The organism is Coprococcus sp. RTP21281st1_F1_RTP21281_210402 (assembly GCF_040915325.1).
GTDB classification, from domain to species: domain Bacteria; phylum Bacillota; class Clostridia; order Lachnospirales; family Lachnospiraceae; genus Coprococcus; species Coprococcus aceti.
In genome coordinates this window covers 148,960-169,660 of sequence record NZ_JBCPDQ010000002.1, presented here as the reverse complement: position 1 = coordinate 169,660, position 20,701 = coordinate 148,960, and the positions used below count along the sequence as shown (strand labels likewise).

Annotated in this window: 17 protein-coding genes; 15 read left to right on the top strand and 2 right to left on the bottom strand. The window is 43.5% G+C overall.

What is annotated here, in order from left to right:
- The first annotated feature begins 40 nt into the window (after nucleotides 1-40).
- The 5 genes from AB5150_RS02755 to AB5150_RS02735 all read left to right on the top strand — a co-directional run bounded on the left by AB5150_RS02755 (nucleotide 41) and on the right by AB5150_RS02735 (nucleotide 5,129).
- On the top strand, nucleotides 41-766 hold the full coding sequence (locus AB5150_RS02755; protein WP_055145288.1) for a metal ABC transporter ATP-binding protein: 726 nt from the start codon (nucleotides 41-43) through the stop codon (nucleotides 764-766).
- Entirely contained in the window at nucleotides 732-1,595 is an 864-nt protein-coding gene (locus tag AB5150_RS02750; protein ID WP_368291150.1) for a metal ABC transporter permease, read from the top strand. The genes AB5150_RS02755 and AB5150_RS02750 overlap by 35 nt, the downstream gene beginning before the upstream one ends.
- Before the next feature lie 10 nt (nucleotides 1,596-1,605).
- Nucleotides 1,606-2,328 carry a hypothetical protein gene (locus AB5150_RS02745; protein WP_368291149.1) on the top strand — a complete coding sequence of 241 codons (723 nt, stop codon included), beginning with the start codon at nucleotides 1,606-1,608 and terminating at the stop codon, nucleotides 2,326-2,328.
- 368 nt (nucleotides 2,329-2,696) lie between these two features.
- Nucleotides 2,697-3,308, top strand: a complete 612-nt coding sequence (locus tag AB5150_RS02740) for an NUDIX hydrolase (protein ID WP_055280265.1) — start codon at nucleotides 2,697-2,699, stop codon at nucleotides 3,306-3,308.
- Nucleotides 3,309-3,392: 84 nt separating this feature from the next.
- On the top strand, nucleotides 3,393-5,129 hold the full coding sequence (locus AB5150_RS02735; RefSeq protein WP_015534696.1) for a phospho-sugar mutase: 1,737 nt from the start codon (nucleotides 3,393-3,395) through the stop codon (nucleotides 5,127-5,129).
- Between the two features lie 71 nt (nucleotides 5,130-5,200).
- Here the strand turns inward: AB5150_RS02735 and AB5150_RS02730 are convergent, their stop codons facing one another.
- Nucleotides 5,201-5,701: a sensor histidine kinase gene (locus AB5150_RS02730; RefSeq protein ID WP_243440889.1), complete on the bottom strand. Its 501-nt coding sequence runs from the start codon at nucleotides 5,699-5,701 to the stop codon at nucleotides 5,201-5,203.
- Between the two features lie 240 nt (nucleotides 5,702-5,941).
- Here AB5150_RS02730 and AB5150_RS02725 point away from each other — a divergent pair, with 240 nt between their 5' ends.
- The 5 genes from AB5150_RS02725 to AB5150_RS02705 all read left to right on the top strand — a co-directional run bounded on the left by AB5150_RS02725 (nucleotide 5,942) and on the right by AB5150_RS02705 (nucleotide 13,930).
- A complete protein-coding gene (locus AB5150_RS02725; protein WP_368291148.1) occupies nucleotides 5,942-7,666 on the top strand; it encodes a phospho-sugar mutase in 1,725 nt (574 codons plus the stop codon).
- A 110-nt stretch (nucleotides 7,667-7,776) separates the two neighbouring features.
- The gene (locus AB5150_RS02720; RefSeq protein ID WP_055272313.1) at nucleotides 7,777-9,540 is read left to right on the top strand and encodes a phospho-sugar mutase; all 1,764 of its coding nucleotides are present in this window, start codon (nucleotides 7,777-7,779) and stop codon (nucleotides 9,538-9,540) included.
- 263 nt (nucleotides 9,541-9,803) lie between these two features.
- On the top strand, nucleotides 9,804-10,607 hold the full coding sequence (locus AB5150_RS02715) for a hypothetical protein (RefSeq protein ID WP_055224499.1): 804 nt from the start codon (nucleotides 9,804-9,806) through the stop codon (nucleotides 10,605-10,607).
- A 35-nt stretch (nucleotides 10,608-10,642) separates the two neighbouring features.
- Nucleotides 10,643-12,844 carry an alpha-galactosidase gene (locus tag AB5150_RS02710; RefSeq protein ID WP_173795904.1) on the top strand — a complete coding sequence of 734 codons (2,202 nt, stop codon included), beginning with the start codon at nucleotides 10,643-10,645 and terminating at the stop codon, nucleotides 12,842-12,844.
- A 60-nt stretch (nucleotides 12,845-12,904) separates the two neighbouring features.
- Nucleotides 12,905-13,930 (top strand): LacI family DNA-binding transcriptional regulator, encoded by a 1,026-nt coding sequence (locus AB5150_RS02705; protein ID WP_022216158.1) that lies wholly within the window; start codon nucleotides 12,905-12,907, stop codon nucleotides 13,928-13,930.
- 12 nt (nucleotides 13,931-13,942) lie between these two features.
- Here AB5150_RS02705 and AB5150_RS02700 read toward each other — a convergent pair whose 3' ends face one another.
- The gene (locus AB5150_RS02700) at nucleotides 13,943-14,863 is read right to left on the bottom strand and encodes a helix-turn-helix domain-containing protein (RefSeq protein ID WP_368291147.1); all 921 of its coding nucleotides are present in this window, start codon (nucleotides 14,861-14,863) and stop codon (nucleotides 13,943-13,945) included.
- 290 nt (nucleotides 14,864-15,153) lie between these two features.
- Here AB5150_RS02700 and AB5150_RS02695 point away from each other — a divergent pair, with 290 nt between their 5' ends.
- The 5 genes from AB5150_RS02695 to AB5150_RS02675 form a co-directional block, all read left to right on the top strand.
- Entirely contained in the window at nucleotides 15,154-16,599 is a 1,446-nt protein-coding gene (locus AB5150_RS02695) for an ABC transporter substrate-binding protein (protein ID WP_022216160.1), read from the top strand.
- A gap of 148 nt (nucleotides 16,600-16,747) precedes the next feature.
- A complete protein-coding gene (locus tag AB5150_RS02690) occupies nucleotides 16,748-17,779 on the top strand; it encodes a carbohydrate ABC transporter permease (RefSeq protein ID WP_055145382.1) in 1,032 nt (343 codons plus the stop codon).
- Nucleotide 17,780: 1 nt separating this feature from the next.
- A complete protein-coding gene (locus AB5150_RS02685) occupies nucleotides 17,781-18,665 on the top strand; it encodes a carbohydrate ABC transporter permease (RefSeq protein WP_022216162.1) in 885 nt (294 codons plus the stop codon).
- Between the two features lie 24 nt (nucleotides 18,666-18,689).
- Nucleotides 18,690-19,865 (top strand): AGE family epimerase/isomerase, encoded by a 1,176-nt coding sequence (locus tag AB5150_RS02680; protein ID WP_055145385.1) that lies wholly within the window; start codon nucleotides 18,690-18,692, stop codon nucleotides 19,863-19,865.
- Nucleotides 19,866-19,906: 41 nt separating this feature from the next.
- Nucleotides 19,907-20,701 (top strand): glycosidase (locus tag AB5150_RS02675; protein WP_368291146.1); only part of this gene is annotated, 795 nt, incomplete at its 3' end.

The following is a 20,701-nucleotide window of genomic DNA, read 5'->3' as shown; positions in this document are numbered from 1 at the left end:
CTGAACAATAAAACAAATTTAGATTTATAGGAGAAAACAAATGTCATATATAACGTGCAAAGACCTGGCAGTGGGATATGATGGACGTGCAGTTGCGTCAGGCCTTAATTTCAGTATAGACAAGGGAGACTATCTCTGTATAGTTGGAGAGAACGGAGCGGGAAAGAGTACCTTGGTAAAAACTCTGCTTGGCCTGTTGAAACCGGTTTCAGGAGAGATAAAGTTTGGCGATGATCTGACATCGCGTGATATAGGCTATCTGCCGCAGCAGACACCTGTGCAGAAGGATTTCCCTGCGACTGTATGGGAGGTGGCTTTGTCGGGAACGCTGCCTAAGTGCGGAGCACGTCCTTTTTATGGCAGAAAGGAAAAGCAGCTTGCACAATCTCAACTTGAACGACTTGGAATATGGGATATACGCAGGAAATGTTACAGGCATTTGTCGGGAGGACAGCAGCAGCGCGTCCTTCTGGCGAGAGCCCTGTGTGCAACTGAGAATCTTCTTCTGCTTGACGAACCGGTAACTGGCCTTGATCCTGTTGCAACGGCACAGTTCTATCAGATGATACAGCAGTTAAATGAAAATGGTGTGGCAGTGATCATGATATCACATGATCTGAGGGCAATAGATTGCGCCGGACATGTGCTTCATATGAATCATGGGGGCTCGTTCTGGGGCAGCAGAGAGGAATATAAGAACAGCAGATTTTGGAACATCATTTCGGTAGAATATGAGAAAGGTGGTGGACAGAGTGCAGCTTGTTGATAAGTTAATTTACTATATGCAGTATCCATTTGTTAAGTATGCTCTTGTGGTTGGTATTCTTATAGCATTGTGTTCGTCACTTTTCGGTGCAACATTGGTTCTGAAAAGATTTTCATTTATTGGTGATGGTCTTTCTCATGTGGCATTTGGTGCAATGGCTATAGGCTCAGTCCTGAAACTGACAAATAACACGGTCATAGTCATGCCGGTGACTGTGGCTGCTGCAATTCTCATACTTATGTCAGGGCAAAATGCAAAGCTTAAGGGAGATGCCGCGATAGCTATGATGTCTGTCGGTGCTTTAGCCGTAGGTTATCTGATAATGAATGTATTTTCCACGTCGGCAAATGTATCTGGCGACGTGTGCTCAACGTTGTTTGGTTCAACCTCAATACTTACATTGACAATGGGAGAAGTGTGGCTGTGTATAGTTATGTCAATATGTGTAATAGCGTTTTTTTGTTTATTCTACAACAGGATATTTGCAGTCACATTTGACGAGAGTTTTACCAGGGCAATCGGGAAAAATGCAGGGGCATATAATCTGGCGCTGGCGGTGATAATCGCTGTGATAATAGTGCTTGCAATGAATCTGGTGGGCTCCCTGCTCATCACGGCGCTTCTGGTATTCCCTGCACTTTCAGCAATGCGAGTTATGTATAGCTTCAGGTCGGTGGTATTATATTCGGCTGTATTGTCAGTTGTGGGAACTTTGGCTGGAATGTTGGTATCCATATTATTTTCAACACCGGTGGGTTCTACGATAGTTGCGTGTGATATGGTTATATTTGCTTTTAACAGTATAGCAGGGAAAGTGATGAGGAGATAAGAATATGTATATGAATAGAAATAGAAGAATGCATGGATGCAGACACAGATTTAAGCGATTGATTATGTCAATATTGGTGCTTAGTATGCTGCTGACTGTCACAGGCTGTGGTGGAGCATCTCAGACTGCGGGCAGTCGTTTGAACACACAGAATGCAGTGGATAAGGTGCTTAATCAGAAAACAGGCGATGGTGATGTGGAAAGTAAGTCGTCAGTGGGAGCCACAACAGAGACGACGATCACAACAGAGATGCAAACCACGACAGAGACAGAATCCGCATCTGTAACTGAGGCGACATCAGAACCAACATATGGGCAGGTTGTGAATGGAGACAGCTCAGTTATAGCGCAATACAAGTCTGAGGGTGTGGATGTGGATCTCACACTTATGGGAAGCGATCTTGTATATGCGACGGTATATCAGATGATGTCAAAACCTGAGGAATATGAGGGCAAGACGATAAGGATAGAAGGAAAGTATTATGCATCCTATTATCCAATAACCGACAAATATTATAATTATTGTCTCATAGCTGACGCTCTGGCATGCTGCAGTCAGGGACTTGAATTTGAACTTGGTGGAGGTGCAGTATATCCAGGCGATTACCCGGCGGACCAGAGTGAGGTGATCGTTACGGGAGTATTTGAAACCTACACAGAGGAGGCTGGACAGACATTTTATTACTGCAGGTTGAGAGATGCAGAATATCAACTGGTATCGACAGAGAATTAGGAGGCACATAGTTGCATCAAAACCAGGAATCACATAGAAAAATATGGCAAAATGACGCAAATATACTAAAAAGCATTAAAAATAGCTAAAAAATGATAAAATTACTTAAAAAAGAATTTGATATATTGTAAAAACTATGCTAATTTTGAATAAAGGTAAATATTCAGCCGTGCAGGATAAGAACAGCGGATTCGACATGCTTGCATGTAAGAATCAGGTGTTCTTATCCTGTGGTGACTCGAATAGAGTCACCGCCCCATACAATGAGCAAAATAGCTGCGCAGCAGCGAAAGAACACGGGAACCGTGCGGTTTTGCGAATGTATGGTCGGCTGAATACATTAAAATACACAGAAGGGATGTGATGAAGTGAAAGAGAAATACAAAGGCGTACAAAAACTCACAGACAATCCGTTCCTCAACCTCTATCATATAGATGCGGTTGACACGGCTGGAAAAGACTTCAATTATTACTTTGCTTCAAGGAATAAAGAGAACGACATCAAGATAAAGACCCACGATATAAAACCGGAAGGAATAGTTATATATGGAGTTAAGCTGGAAGATGAGCCGAAGCTGGTGCTCATAAGGCAGTACAGATACCCACTCGATGCATATATATATGAACTTCCTGCAGGACTGGTGGACGGAGATGAGACTCCGGCGCAGGCAGCAGTCAGGGAGATGAAGGAAGAGACAGGGCTTACCCTTGATGTATATGAGGGCGGAGAAGAACTCTACAGAAGGCCATTCTATATGGGCCCGGGATTTACGGATGAGATGAGCAGTGCTGTATTTGGAACGGTTACAGGAACACCAAATCTCGACAGCAAGGAGAGCACAGAGGACATACAGGTCATACTCGCAGACCGAGGTGAGGTCAGAAGAATCCTGTCAGAGGAACAGGTGTCGCTCAGAGGAGCATACCTCATGACACATTTTCTGGCTGAGGGAGATCCACTAGAATTCCTGAGAAAATAGGAAGCGCTGAGCAGTGATTGCTCAAACAGCAGAACGTTCATAAAAGGGCATACTAAATGAGAAAAAAGAAGGAGAAGTAGAAAGATGAGTTACAGAGACACATATGATTTTTGGATGACAGATGATTATTTCGATGAGGACACCAAGAAGGAGCTTGCAGCCATAGCTGATGATGAGGCTGAGATCGAGGACAGATTCTATCGTGATCTTGTATTTGGAACTGGTGGACTCAGAGGTGTGATAGGCGCGGGAACCAACAGAATGAACTTCTACACCGTCCGCAAGGCTACACAGGGTCTTGCAAACTTCATTGTGAAGCAGAATGCGCAGGACAAGGGCGTGGCAATAGCATACGATTCAAGAAAGTATTCTCCAGAGTTTGCAGCAGAAGCAGCTCTCTGCCTGTGTGCAAATGGAATCAAGTCATTTCTCTTTGAGTCACTCAGACCTACACCTGAGCTTTCATATGCAGTCAGAAAGCTTGGATGTACAGCAGGTATAGTTATAACAGCCAGCCACAATCCACCAGAGTACAACGGTTACAAGGTATACTGGGAGGATGGCGCGCAGATCACAGCTCCAAAGGACAGAGAGATCATCGCAGAGGTTAAGGCTGTAACAGATTTCCATACAGTAAAGACCATGGATAAGCAGGAGGCACTTGACAAGGGCCTTCTCACTATCATAGGTGCCGAGATAGATGACGCGTATATGGAGGAACTCAAGAAGCAGATCATTCATCCTGAGATCATCAAGGAGCAGTCAGAGAACATCAAGATCGTATACACACCGTTCCACGGAACCGGTCTTGTACCTGTAAAGAGAGTTCTGTCCGAGCTTGGTTTCAAAAACGTATACATTGTTCCTGAGCAGGAGCTTCCAGACCCTGAGTTCACAACGCTTGAGTATCCAAACCCAGAGGATCCAAAGGCATTTGAGCTTGCCCTCAAGCTGGCAAAGGAGAAGAATGCGGACATAGTTCTCGCTACAGATCCTGATGCAGACCGTCTTGGAATATACGCACTCGATACAAAGACAGGCAAGTATATGCCATTTACAGGAAATATGTCAGGACTTATAATCGCTGAATACCAGTTCAGAGAGAGAACAAAATGCGGTCTCATGCCAAAGAATCCGGCCATGGTCAAGACTATTGTAACCACAAATATGGCTGATCCACTGGCTGCAGATTACAATGTCAACCTCATCGAGGTTCTAACAGGCTTCAAGTTCATCGGTGAGCAGATCAAGTTCTTCGAGCAGAATAATTCATACAATTTCGTAATGGGTATGGAGGAGAGCTACGGATGTCTCGTTGGAACATACGCAAGAGACAAGGATGCTCCGGTTGCAGTTATGTGTCTCTGCGAGGCTGCAGCATACTGCAAGAGCCAGGGAATCACTCTGTGGGATCACATGCTTGATCTCTATGAGAAGTACGGATATTACAAGGAAGGCCTCTACACAATAACGCTCAAGGGTGTTACAGGAGCAGAGAAGATCCGCAAGATCATGTCCTCACTCAGAGCTGAGTCACTTACTCAGATCGATACACTCAAGGTTCTCAAGGTTCGTGATTACGAGAAGAACACGATAACAGATCTTGCCACCGGAGAGGTCACAGAGTCAGGACTTCCACAGTCCAACGTTCTCTACTACGACCTTGAGGATGGCGCATGGGCATGTGTACGTCCATCAGGAACAGAGCCAAAGATCAAGCTGTACTACGGAATCAAGGGAACAAGCCTTGATGATGCAGATGCAAAGCTTGAAGCTCTCCAGACAGCACTTGTTGAGAAGCTCAACAAGCTGGCAGAGTAGCATAAGTATAATATATAGCAAATACAAAAAAGCGCCGTCTGGTCTGGTGACCGGACGGCGCTTTGCTGTCATTATACGATGACGTCGAACTGTATGTAGTCTCCCTGGTCGGTATTTACCGTGTCGAGATATATTTTACCATTGTACTTGTCGGTCAGTTTTTTCAGGTTGTAGAGACCGTAACCATGGCCATGTCTGTCTCCGGTTTTGGTGGTATATCCCGGTGAGAACATATTCTGGCGGAATTCGTTGGTTTTGACGGAACCATTGTTTCTTGTTCTTATTTCTATCTGGTTCTGCCTGCTGTCCAGGTACAGATATGCAGTGCCAAATGGGGCGGTCGATTCAAGCGCATTATCGATCAGTATACCGATGATCCTGATCAGTTCATACTCCGGCATTCGGCTCTTCAGATCCCTGGATGCCACCTGGACTACGAGCTCCTTCTGATCCTTCTGTGCCTCCGTGATCTTGCTGTACACAAATCCGGCTACAACGCTCAGGTTGATCTTGAGCAGATCACAAATGGCCTCTGTAAAGGAATAAAAAAGGTCGGTTATATTACAAGTCAATTGCAGAAAATATAATTCTTTTAGTTAATACCGCCATAATAAAACGGCTGCAATATACATCTGCGCAACAAAGTGATATAAATTGCAAGATTAAATATTGAATTTAAAAACTGCTTAATATATTATACAAATAACAATAAATTAGCTAAAAATAGCCTAATAAAATGAACGGAAGATGAATTGTGGATAGATAAAAAGGAAAAATCTGTGTGGCCTGTGAGGTCAGGAAAGGGGTAGAAGATGGACGCAAAGCAGAGATACGAGATGTGGCTTGGCAGCGATCAGGTAGATGATGTTACGAAGCAGGAGCTCGTAAACATAAAGGATAATGAAGCGGAGATTGAAGATAGATTTTACACAAACCTTGAGTTTGGAACAGGTGGACTTCGAGGCGTGATGGGAGCGGGAACGAACCGCATGAACATTTACACGGTTCGCATGGCAACACAGGGAATTGCTAACTACCTGGCGAAGATCGGAATATCAAAGCCATCGGCAGCGATAGCATTTGACAACAGGAATAATGCTTCTCTGTATGCTTTTGAGACTGCACTCTGCCTGTGCGCAAATGGCGTGAAGGTGTATCTGTTTGATGCGCTCCGCCCGACACCGGAGCTTTCATTTGCAGTGAGACATCTGCACTGCAATATCGGCGTGAATATAACGGCAAGCCACAATCCAAAGGAATACAACGGATATAAGGTTTACTGGGATGATGGAGCTCAGATAGTATCTCCGCAGGATAAGGAAATCATTGCAGAGGTCAACAAGATAGAAGATTTCTCCGTGGTTAAGACTATGGACAAGGGCGCTGCAATAGATGCAGGACTGTTGAATGTGATCGGTCAGGAGATTGACGACGCATATATAGGAGAGCTTCACAAGCTTGTCATGAATCCGGAGGAGATTCAGAAGGCAGGAGATCTGAAGATCGTATATTCTCCGCTTCACGGAACAGGCCTTAAGCCTGTTACAAGAGTTCTAAGCGAGCTGGGTTTCAAGGATGTACATGTCGTTGAGGAACAGGCCGTTCAGGATGGTAATTTCCCAACTGTGAAATCTCCAAATCCTGAGGGCGCAGAGGCGTATGCCCTGAGTCTTGAGCTGGCGAAGAAGGTCGGCGGCGAGCTGATTCTTGTCACAGACCCTGATGCTGACAGACTCGGAATGTATGGATATGACAGCAAGAATAATGAGTATAAAGAATTTACAGGAAATATGTTCGGTGCGATCCTATGTGATTACGTGCTGATGCAGAGAGCCCAGAGTGGCAGACTCCCAGATAATCCGGCGATAGTCACAACGGTTGTAATCACCAATATGGTCAAGGAGATATGTAAGAAGTACAACACCTTCTGTGACTGCAACAACCTGATCGGATTTAAGAATATAGCATCGAGAATGAGGGCTTATGAGCAGACAGGTGAACACAATTATGTGTTCGGGCTTGAAGATACATTTGGATGTCTGCCTGGTACATATGCAAGGGATAAGGACTCGGTTGGAACGCTGATGCTTCTCTGTGAGGCTGCGGCATACTACAAGAACCGTGGCATGACTCTGTGGGACAGAATGGTTGAATTGTGGCAGGAATATGGTTACTACAAAGAGAAGGTTCAGACCATGAAGTTTGACGGACGTGAGGGTGCTGCAAAGATACAGTCAATGATACAGACGCTGAGAGATAATCCGGTGCAGAAGGTCGGAACTTACAGCGTGGAGAAAATCTACGACTACAAGCTTGGAACAGAGACAGACGCAGCGACAGGCAAGTCCGAGGCGGCGGTGCTTCCAAAGTCCAACATGATATATTATCAGCTTGCGGATGGCGCATGGTTCCTTGTGAGACCTTCAGGTACAGAGCCGAAGATCAAGTTCTATCTCGGGGTAAAGGGAAACTCACAGGAGGATGCGGCAGAGCAGCTTGACGAGCTTGCAGCAAATGTGAAGGCGATGTTCTCGTAAAACGGGATGATTGGTAAGAAACGAAATGGCTGGCAAATAAATGTCAGCAGAAAATAGGTTCGAAGATCGCGGTCGCGACTAAAAATAATTACAAGATGGAGGTAAAAAAGATGGGTTACATGGACGAATACAAGTTCTGGCTTGAGTCAGACTGCTTTGATGAGAAGACCAAGGAAGAGCTTAGAAGTATCGCAGATGATGACAAAGAGATCCAGGACAGATTCTACAAGAATCTGAAATTTGGAACCGGCGGAATGCGCGGAATCATGGGTGCTGGAACCAACAGAATGAATATATATACAGTTACAAAGGCTACACAGGGCCTTGCAGAATACATACTTGAGGTTGGCCCTGAGGCTGCTAAGAGAGGTGTAGTAATTGCACATGACTGCCGAAATATGTCAGCAGAGTTCACAGAGGCATCAGCTCTGTGTCTCAATGCAAATGGCATAAAGACTTATGTGTTTGATGCACTCCGCCCTACACCTGAACTGTCATTTGCAGTGAGAGAGCTTGGATGTATAGCCGGAATCGTGGTAACAGCAAGCCACAATCCACCTGAGTACAACGGCTATAAGGTGTACTGGGAGGACGGCAGCCAGATCGTATCCCCTCAGGATCAGGATATCCTGAAGCATGTGGCGGATGTAGAGAGATACGAGGATGTCAAGACCATGGACAAGGACAAGGCGGTTGCAGACGGTCTGTTCTGTATGGTTCCTGCAAGTGTTGATGAGAACTACTATCAGGCGCTCATAAAGCAGACCATCCACGGCGATATCATTCCGAAGGTTGCAGACGATATCAAGATAGTATACACACCACTTCATGGAACAGGAAATGTACCTGTAAGGGAAGTGCTCAAGAGACTTGGCTTCAAGCACGTATATGTTGTAGAGGAGCAGACTGTTCCTGACGGGGACTTCAGTACAGTCAAGTCACCAAATCCGGAGGAACCATCAGCATTTGCCATGGGAATAGAACTGGCAAAGAAGGTTGATGCGGACGTTATCATGGCCACAGATCCTGATGCAGACAGACTTGGAATATACGTCAAGGACAGCACGGGAATCTGGAAGGACACGGAATTTGCAGATGATCCGGCATATCCATATGTCCGCTTCAATGCCAATATGACAGGTGCCCTGATAGCAGAGTATGTATGTCGTGAGCAGAAGGCAGTCGGTAAGCTGCCGGCAAACGGAGCTATCTGTAACACGGTTGTCAGCACCAATCTTACAAAGGCTATAGCAGAGAATTACAACCTGAAATATATAGAGACACTCACCGGATTTAAGTACATAGGTGAGCAGATACTTCTCTTTGAGAAGAACAACACATACAAGTTCATCTTCGGAATGGAGGAGAGCTTTGGATGTTTGGTAGGAGACTACACTCGTGACAAGGACGCTTGCGCAGCCGTTGTCATTTTATGTGAAATAGCAGCATTTTATAAGCTGCAGGGAGAAACCATCTGTAATGCCATGGAAGAGGTTTACCGCAAATATGGCTATTACTTTGAAGGTGCGTTTGGGATAACTCTAAAGGGTGTAGATGGTGCAGCACAGATTAAGGAGATGATGGAGAACTTCAGAAACCATCCACTTACGACCTTTGCAGGTATCAAAGTTACCGGCATGAGGGACTATGTGAGCGGAATCCGCAAGCCGCTTGATGGCGAGGAGGAGCACATGGGTCTACCAAAGTCAAATGTGCTGTACTATGAGCTGGAAAATAATGCCTGGTTCGCGGTTAGGCCTTCTGGAAATGAACCAAAGATCAAATTCTACTTTGGCGTGAATGAAAACAGCCTAAAAAATGCCATGTCAAAGATAGACGAGATGAAAGCATGTGTGCAGGAACTTGTTAAATAAACAATCACAAAATATGGCAGAATTTACTGCCGAAAAATAAAAACATTCCTTCCATATACTACAAAATTTAACATACGAATGCACTTTCCAGCCAATGCGCTGAACAAGAGGGATCTCGGCTTTGAGGCTGAGGTCCCTTTTGTAAAAGTAAAATATAGTTAAAAATGCTAAAAATCTGTTTAAAAATTAACTAAAAAATGCTATGATATATAAAGTAACGGCAGTGTGTGGCAAACGCGTATAGGAGTAGTATAGGAGATTATATGCCAGAAAAAGAAATAGAAAAAGAAATAAAAAAAGAGAGAGAAATAGAAAAGAAAAATATAAAAAGTATCGCTGGACATATCATCGATGAGAAAACCGATGAAAAAGAGAAACGAGAGCCGGAGAGTGTCTTGGATGTGGATGAGCATATGTCTGAGAAACAGAAACTCAGCCTTATGAACAAACAGCAGAAAAAGGAATACATACTGGAGTATTATGCTCCGAAGGCTCTATTTGCACTTGTTGTTGTGGGCATAGTTGTATTCCTTGTCGTAAAACATTTTACGGCGGAATCTGCGGCACTCAACATCCTTGCGGTCAACACTACACAACAGGAATCCGCGGCGAACGACAAGGCGTATTATGAGGAATTCCTAAGTGAAAATGGTCTTGATGCGGAGAAGGAATATGTCAGTATAAGTACAGGGATCGGCGTGTCAACTGATCCGAATGATGCCATGAGTCAGGATAGTCTACAGCTTATACAGAACAAATTCATGGCGAATGCGGTGGACGTGTTCTTTGCCGACACAGACCTTGTCATGAGTTTTGGAGAGTTCGGATATATGCAGGATCTTGATAAGGTGCTGACTGATGAACTGAAAGAAAAGTATAAAGATTCGTTTGTGTATGCAACGGTTATTGAAACGGGAGAGAAGATACCTGTCGGAATAAAGATCGGTGATAATTCCTGGGTGAAGGATACCGGCTGGTATGAAATGGATGCTGCAGTGGGATTTGGCGAGAATGCCAAGAATATGGATCTTGCACTTGAATTTCTTGAATACATAAGCAGAGAGTGATACCCATAAATAAAACGAGGAGACTATAGATACATATGAGCATAAGATATGATGAGGCAAACAGAATATTTGAACTTGATACGAGAAACACGAGTTATCGTATCGGAATCGCCGATGAAGAGGGGTTTGTCGGACATATATATTATGGACAGAAGATTCGTCCGCAGAAATGTGATCAGTTTTTGAGAACGTGTGAGGCTCCTTTTGTTCCGTCCAAGAATAACAGGGAGAGATGTTCATTTATGGATACATTTCCGACAGAGTATTCCGGAAATGGAATAGGAGACTACAGGGAGAGTTGTATTGCAGTAAAGACCGCAAATGGCAGCAGAACCGTTGATCTGAAATTTGTGGATTACGATATTGTAAATGGAAAACCGGGGATTAGTGGCCTTCCGGCATCATTTGCGGGAGAAGAGGAGGTTCAGACTCTCGTTGTCCATATGATGGATGGGGGATGTGGCATTGATGTTGACCTGATATATTCTGTGTTTGAGGATGAGGATGTTATAACCAGAAGTGTGAGCGTGAAAAATGCAGGTGATAAGGATATCAGGCTCACAAAGGTATATTCTGCATGTATAGACATGGATGACGAGGATTTTGAGATGCTTACTCTTCATGGCTCATGGGCCAGGGAGAGACAGATCGATAGACGCCCGATAGCTTATGGCAAGCAGAGTGTAAGCTCTCTCCGCGGTGAGTCATCCCACCAGGACCATCCGTTTATGGCATGGATGACAAAGGGGACAGATCAGACTACGGGTGATGTATATGGAATGCATTTTGTGTACTCGGGTAACTTCATCGCACAGATAGAGAAATCACAGTTTGATTCCGTACGCGCAGTCATGGGCATACATTCAGAGGGATTTGAGTGGTGGCTCACGCCTGGAGAGACGTTTACAGCGCCTGAGGTTGTGCTTACATACAGCCATGATGGACTTGGACAGATGACTAGAAATCTTCATGATTTTTACAGATGCCACATGATAAGGAGCAGATATCTTCACCAGAAGAGACCTGTCCTCATCAACAACTGGGAGGCTACATATTTTGACTTTGATACCGATAAGCTCCTTGCGATAGCAAAGAGTGCGGCAGAACATGGAATAGAGATGCTGGTCATGGATGACGGCTGGTTTGGACATAGAAATGATGATGCCACAAGTCTTGGAGACTGGTTTGTAAATGAAAACAAGATCAAGGGCGGTTTGAAACATCTTGTCGATGAGGTGAATAAGCTGGGACTGAAATTTGGAATATGGATGGAGCCTGAAATGATTTCCCCTGATTCTGAACTTTACAGAAAGCATCCCGACTGGGCGTTTGCGGTTCCGGAGAGAACGGCTACATTATCGCGAAATCAGTATGTGCTTGATCTCTCGAGAAAAGAAGTTAGAGACTACGTGTATGAATGTGTGCATAACGTGATCTCATCAGCAAATATTGAGTATGTTAAGTGGGATATGAACAGACAGCTCACGGATATCGGCAGCGTAGAATTCACCGGAGACAGGCAGGGAGAATTGGCTCACAGGTATGTGCTTGGAGTATATGAGCTGCAAGAGCGCCTTGTTAACGATTTCCCAGATCTTTTGCTTGAGAACTGCTCGGGCGGTGGTGCAAGATTTGACCCTGGCATGCTTTACTACAGTCCGCAGATATGGTGCTCCGATGACACGGATGCCATAGAGAGACTTTCTATACAGGAGGGAACGGAACTGATATATCCGCTTTCGACCATGGGCGCCCATGTGTCGGATTGCCCTAATCACACAGTTGGAAGGAGTACACCTTTTATGACCAGGGCACATGTGGCTCTGGCGGGAACATTTGGCTATGAACTCGATATCACAAAAATAAGTGAAGAAGAACGTGCGATGATCCCTGAGCAGGTGTCTATGTATCATAAATATAATGATCTTGTAAGGGAGGGTGATTATTATAGGGTTGCATCGTACAGGGAAAATGGACTGTATGATTGCTGGATGGTTGTTGCAAAGGATAAGAGTGAGGCGTTGGTGACTTACGTTCAGGTGCTTGGAAGACCTAACGTACACAGTAGAAAGATAAAACTTTTAGGGCTTGACGTGGCTGCAGATTACAGACTTGACGGAACGGAGAAAGTGTATGGGGGAGATCTCCTCATGAATGCCGGAATGCTCATTGAAACTATGCGTGGAGATTATATGAGCAGACTGTATCACTTTGTACTTGACAATAGTTTAACCTAAAAATAAAATAAAAATTAAGTTATTTAACCACGTGAAAAAATAAAGTGAGAAGGACTAGTTATGGCAAAATCAGTAAAATTGGGAGACATAGCTGCCATTGTTGGCGTGAGTACCGTGACGGTCTCAAAGGCACTTTCAGATCAGAAGGGTGTCAGCGAGGAACTCAGAGCACAGATCAAACAGTTGGCAGATGAGATGGGATACCAGTCACCATCTGAGATCAGAAAGAAGACGGCAAAGAAAAAGTATAATATTGGTGTTCTCATTCAAGAGATATACCTTGGAAAGTATCCGTCGTTCTATTGGCAGTTATATCAGGTACTTAACAAAAAGGCGGTGGCAAGAGGCTGCTTTACTATGCTGGAGTTTGTTTCCAGAGATAGTGTATTGAACGCTGAGATGCCTATGCTCTTGGAGGATGACAAGGTTGATGGAATAGTTGTTGTAGGTTCCATGGGTAAGGAATATCTGGAAAAGCTGGAGAAGACAGCCAAGGTTCCTGTAGAATATGTGGATTACTATGACAATTCGAGACCGATAGACACGGTTATAGCAAATAGTTTCTATGGAAGCTATATGCTGACTAATTATCTGTATGATATGGGACATAGAGATATTGCATATGTTGGCACGATAGGTTCAACGAACAGTATAACTGACAGATATTTGGGCTATATAAAGTCTTTGTTGGAGCATGATATTCCGCTCAGAGAAGACTGGGTTATTCCGGACAGAGATGTGAAGACGGGTCAGTTTGACGAGGAGAACTGTTTTAAACTTCCAAAGAATATGCCTACAGCGTTTGTGTGCAACTGTGATCTTGCGGCAGCTACGCTCATAAAGATACTCAATGCTGCGGGCTACAGAGTTCCTGAGGATGTGTCCGTTGTGGGGTTTGATAATTACATGTATCCTGGAAGCTGCGATATAGGCGTGACCACATACGAGATCAATATGCAGGAGATGGCAGAGAGAACCATGCATAAGATTATAAAAAAGATATCCAACGAAAAATATACTGATGGCATATTTGTCGTGGATGGACGAATCGTGGTAAAGGATAGCGTTGCCAGAATAGAACGATAATAAAACTACATATCAATTGTAATGCAAATCGGAAATAGACACCGGTGCAGCCTGCTTGAAAGACAGCGGAGTTGTACCGGTGTCTTTTTTGAACAGATTTATAAAATGGTTTGTGTTCTCGATTCCAATCTGGGATCCGACCTCGTGGACGGACAGATCTGTTGTGAGAAGGAGCCTTTTGGCAGCATCGATCCTGCGACTGTTGAGATAGCGCATAGGTGATTCACCGAAGTGAAATGAAAATTCTCTGCATATCCTGTATCTGCTGATCCTGTAAGTTGCCTCGAGGTCATCAAGCGACATCGGTTCGGCGTAGTTTGTATCCATCTGATTCTTTATCGATAAAAGATAAGAAGGCACACAATCCATCTTCTTGGATGAGTTTTCAATAAATACACATAATTCGGTCAGGATATCATTAAACCATTTGGAAATTCTGAAAATATCGGTGGCAGACAACTCCCCCTGGAGTCTGCTTATCAGTGAAAGATGACTCCAGAGTACAGAGGCTCCGGCAGAGTCCTTTTTATAATATATGGATTCGGGGAGAAACTCGTGATACAGGCGAAGTGGAGCTCCGAGGATGAATGCATCGTAGAAACGACACTTGCCGTTCGTGGCGTATGTTATTTCTGATCCTGCCTCAAAAAGCGCGGCTGTATTCTTGGAATATGATGATTTGCTGTTGCCCGATGTTACTGTAAGAGTTCCTTCATATATATAGAAGAAATGGTAACACGGAATGAAAGAGAAGGTATAACTGCATGAATAAGCAAAAGAAATATCGCCGTTGGCCAGAAGATGAATCAGGCCATCGTTAATCATTGATTCTTCATATGTAAAGAACGCACTGTGGAATCTTGCGTTCTCAATATCTTTCTGAATATTGTAACCTGACAGTACAGTGCAGGAAATTAATTCTTTAGCTAACATGTAAACCACCTCCTATCCATAATAATACAATTATTAAACAATCATCACAAGCTAAAAGCGATATAAATTAGTGACTAATTAGCTAAAAAAACAATAAAATGCTAATTAAAGATAAAAATATATAGATAAAATGTCTATACGATATTGAAAAAAAATAACGATAATGGTAAAATTAACGAAAAGTACAAAATACTGTGATTAAAAACAAAATTGAGTGATGACTAAAAAGTAAATTAATGTATACTTAATATAAAGTTAAAAACAAAGAAGGTTTTAAGGAGGACAAAACTATGAAATCAAAGCGTATTGCATGTATCGCAATGGCTGGTCTTATGGCAGCATCACTTGCAGGTTGTGGAGGCTCAGACAGCGATAACAAGGACACAACAGAGGCAACAAAGGCTGCCACAGAGGCAGCAGGAAGTGATTCAGCAGATGACACAACAGCTGATGCTGAGGGAATCAAGTCATATGCAGACATCCAGTTAGGAACAGACTTCACAGATCTTTCAGCGGAGATCAAGTTCTACAACAACAGAACTGATATGGACTCAGATGACTACGGCGGAAAGAACTGGAAGCAGTATCTTGAGGACTTCAACAAGGAGTATCCAAACATCAAGGTTGATGTCATCACAGATACAAACTATGCAGAAGATGCTCTTACACATCTTCAGTCAGGAAACTACGAGACAGTAATGTGTATCCCAGCAGTTGACATGGCAGACCTTTCAACATATTTCATGTCATATGGCGATTATGATACAATGAGCAGTCTTGTAAATTACTCAAACAGATGGCTGTATCAGGGTCAGGTATATGGTGTACCTCTTGCAGCTACAACACAGGGTATCGTATACAACAAGAAGGTATTTGCTGATGCAGGTGTGACAGACGTACCTAAGACACCAGAGGAGTTCATTGCGGCACTCAAGGCAATCAAGGATAAGAATCCGGATTGTATTCCACTTTACACAAACTATGCAGCAGGCTGGACAATGGGAGCCTGGGATGATTATATCGCGATCACAGCAACAGGCGATGCTACATACAAGAACCAGAAGTTAGCCCATACAAAGGATCCATTCAAGAACTATGGCGACGATACACATGCTTATGCAGTATATAAGATCCTTTACGATGCAGTATCACAGGGACTTACAGAGGATGATTACTCAACAACAGATTGGGAGTCATGTAAGGGAATGATCAACAACGGCGAGATCGGATGTATGGTACTTGGTTCATGGGCATACCCACAGATGGAAGCAGGCGGACCTAACGCAGACGATATAGGATACATTCCTTTCCCTATCTCAGTAAATGGTAAGCAGTACGCTTCATCAGGAGCAGATTACTGCTTCGGTATCAACGTAAACGCTTCAGATGATGAGAAACAGGCAGCTCTTGTATTTGTTAAGTGGATGACAGAGAAGTCAGGATATGCTTACAACGAGGATTCACTTGCAATTGTTCCTGGTTCAGAGTCAAAGATCTCATTCGACGGTGTTGACTTCGTTGCAGACGAGCCAGCTCTTGAGGGCGAGGAGGATTACCTCAATCAGCTCAATTCAGAGTCAGAGCTTAACGTAAGCAATGGTGGTAACGACAAGATCCAGGCCATCATCGAGCATGCTGCAAATGGCGACATGTCATTCGATGATATCATGGCTGAGTGGAATCAGAAGTGGTCAGATGCTCAGGAGTCATTAGGAATCGAAGTTACTGAGAAGTAATAAAGATTTCAATATAAATAAGTAAGAATAAGCTACAGACCGGGGCGGGGATTGCCCGCCCCGGTTTATTTTGAGAAAAATGTCATCAAACGAGTATTTGATGACAGGCTACCAGCAGTGTAGCTCATGATTATAAAAAGGCGGTGGAATGAGTATGGCTAACAAAAAACAATCCGGCTTTGGTAAATGGGCGTCAAGCAGGAAGGGGCAGCAGGTTATAATATGCGCAGCCTTCGCAATTATCCCATTGCTTTTGCTATTAGTATTTACATATATACCATTCGGAGAGATGGTTAAATTTAGTTTCTACAAGATGAAATATACGACGCCTGTAGAAAAGAGAGAATTCGTAGGATTAGCAAATTATATCGATGTATTCACAAGAAAAGACTGTTTCGGTGCATTAAAGCTCAGTTTGTATTACATCGTAGGAGCACTTGTACAGTTAGTGCTTGCACTTTTCCTTGCAACTCTTCTGAGTTTCAAAGTAAAAGGTGGTAACCTTTTCAAGGGATTTATTTTCTTCCCTTATCTTATCAGTGGTATCGCTGTAGGTTTCATTTTCAAATTCTTCTTCACAAGAGGATTCGTGTTTGACTCAATCCTTCAGTTGTGTGGATTTAGCTTAGACAACCTTCCATACTGGCTCAAAGACCAGAGTGTCAACAACTGGACACTGGTTTCAACCTCGGTCTGGAGATACCTTGGACAGATGATGGTTCTCTTCATTGGAGCTATCATGTCGGTAGATGCAGAACTTTATGAGGCGGCAGAGCTTGATGGTGCAAATAAATTCCAGCAGTTTAGATATATCATACTGCCAAGTATCAAGACAATCGTTACATTAAATGTAATTTTAGCAATAACAGGATCACTCAGTGCTTTCGAGCAGCCTTTCGTTATCACAACAGGTGCAAACGGAACAGGTACTTACTTCATCATCATGAACAAGATAGCACATACAAGCCAGAAGGTCGGTCTTGCTTCAGCAATGGCCGTTGTACTTCTCCTTATCATACTTATATGTGCTGCGCTTCAGAAGCTGTTCTTTGAGTACATCTTCAAGGATTCAAGCTCAGATGATGAGAGTTATAAGGCAAAGAAGCTTCGCAAGAAACAGGAGAGAGATACCAAGAAATACGTGAAGCAGATGGCTGCTTCTGCGAAGGGGGGCAAGTAACATGGCAAGAGGAAAGACAGATGTGCCAGGCATAGCACCAATAAAAGAAAAACGAACCGTTGGATATTATGTAAGAGGTTTCCTCAAGTACTTTGTACTCATATTCTTCTCACTGTGTGCGGTTGTACCTCTTATATCATGTGTTACAACAGCCTTCAAGACAACAGATGAGTATAAGGCTACTTCAGTAATGGAACTTCCTGAAAGCTTTTTGAACTTCAGCAATTTTGTAAAGGCATTCACGACTGCCAACATGGGACGTGCATTCCTCAACTCAGTAATAGTCATGGTATGCGTACTTATCGTGTCAGTTGTAATAGGAACACAGCTTGCATATGTGCTTAACAGATTCAAATTCCCGGGAAACGGCTTTATCAGAACACTTTTCCTTGTGGCATCATTGCTCCCTGCAGTTGCTATGCAGGTTACAGTCTACAACATCATGGGTGATCTGAGATTCATAGATCACTTATATGGTTACATCATCATGAGCTGTGGTACAGATGTTATCTCGATCTACATCTTTATACAGTTTATGGAGAACATATCAGTATCTCTTGACGAGTCAGCTATCGTGGATGGTGCATCATACTGGACCATCTACTGGAAGATCATACTTCCACTTCTCAAGCCGGCTATCGTTACTGCTTGTATACTGAAAGGCGTTGTAATCTATAACGAGTACTACGCTGCAAACCTTTACCTCATAAGCCCGGAGATCAAGACAATGGCTATCTCACTCTACAAGTTCGTAGGACCTATGGGAAGTCAGTACAACCTGATCTGTGCAGGTGTTATCATATCGATCATACCGGCACTTATAGTATTCATCTGCTGTCAGAAACAGATTTATAGTGGTATTACACAGGGTGCTGTAAAGGGTTAATAATTTATTAGAAGAAGAGAGTTCATGAATATGAGAAATGAAATTCAAAAAGAATTAATAGATGCTATCATCCCATTCTGGGAGGCCCTGAGGGATGATGAGTACGGCGGATTTTATGGGTATATGGATTATGACCTCAACCTTGATAAAAAGGCTGAGAAGGGTTGTATTCTTAACAGTAGAATTACCTGGTTCTTCGCAAGTGCGTATAAGGCACTCAAGGACCCGAAGCTTCTAGATGAGGCTGCTCATGGATATGAATTTCTGAAAGAATATTGTATAGACAGGGAATATGGCGGAATATATTGGTCCATGAATTACGATGGTTCACCCAAAGATACGACAAAACACACATACAATCAGGCATTTAGTATATATGCCTTATCCGCCTATTACGAAGCTTCCGGTGATTCGGAAGCTTTGGACCTGGCCCTGCAGCTTTTCCATACAATAGAAGAGAAATGTACTGACGAAGGTGGCTATCTCGAGGCATTTACAAGAGAGTTCAAGCCAGAGTCAAATGATAAGCTTTCTGAGAATGGTGTTCTCGCAGAGAGAACAATGAACACACTGCTCCATGCACTTGAGGCTTACACAGAACTTTATAAGGTATCCAAGGATTCCAAGGTAAAGGAGCGCCTGAAATGGCTGCTCGATGTATTTGCTGATAAGGTATACAATCCGGAGCTTAAGAGACAGGAAGTGTTCTTTGATAAGGATTATAACTCTCTGATCGATCTGTACTCATACGGACATGACATTGAGACATCATGGCTCCTGGATAGGGCGACCGAGGTGCTTGGAGAGGCAGAGTACACAGAGAAGATTACAAAGATAACAGATATCCTTGCAGAGCAGATATATGAGATTGCTTTCGATGGACATTCAGTTCTGACAGAATGTGAAAAGGGCGTGCCATACACGGTAAGAGTATGGTGGGTTCAGGCAGAATCAATAGTAGGATTCATAAATGCTTATCAAAAGTCGGGTGATAAGAAGTATTACGAGGCTGCTGAGAAGGTGTGGGAGTATATAAAGGAATACTTCATAGACAAGAGACCGGGATCAGAGTGGTTTTGGGATCTGAATGCGGATGGAACACCAAGAGTCGGACGTCCTATAGTTGAGCCATGGAAGTGCCCATACCACAACGGCAGAATGTGCCTTGAGATTATGAACAGACTCGCTGACGGCAAATAAATAGCATTCAATTGCTTTCAAATTATAAGGAGAATGCCTAAATGATGAATGAGAAATATTATGTAGAGCTTGACAAACTGAACAAGCTTCTTGAGAGAAAGAATAAGAAGACAGATTTCTATAATGGAATCTATGACAGATATGAGTACCCTGTACTCACAAGAGAGATGATACCTCTCACATGGAGATATGACTTAAACCCTGAGACAAATCCATACTTCATTGAGCGTCTCGGAGTTAACGCTGTCATGAATTCAGGTGCAATCTACCTGAACGGCAAGTATTATCTTGTCGCAAGAATAGAGGGAAATGACAGAAAGTCATTCTTCGGCGTAGCTGAGAGTGACAACGGTATCGATGGATTCCGTTTCTGGGATTATCCAATCCTTCTGGATGATGTATGTCCTGAGGAAACAAATGTATATGATATGAGACTGACACAGCACGAGGATGGATGGATCTACGGTGTGTTCTGTTCAGAGAGCAAGGATACAACTGTAAATGACCTCTCAGCAGCAGTTGCAGCAGCAGGTATCGTGAGAACAAAGGATTTAAAGCACTGGGAGCGCCTTGACAACCTCAAGACTCTTCGTTCCCCACAGCAGAGAAATGTTGTACTTCACCCTGAATTTGTGGATGGCAAGTACGCATTCTATACACGTCCAATGGATGATTTCATCGAGACAGGAAGCGGCAGCGGAATAGGATTCGGTCTCTGTGATGATATAGAGCATGCGGTTATAGACGAGGAGAAGATGACAAGTCTTCGTAAGTACCACACTATAACAGAGGCAAAGAACGGTGCAGGTGCACCTCCAATAAAGACAGACAAGGGC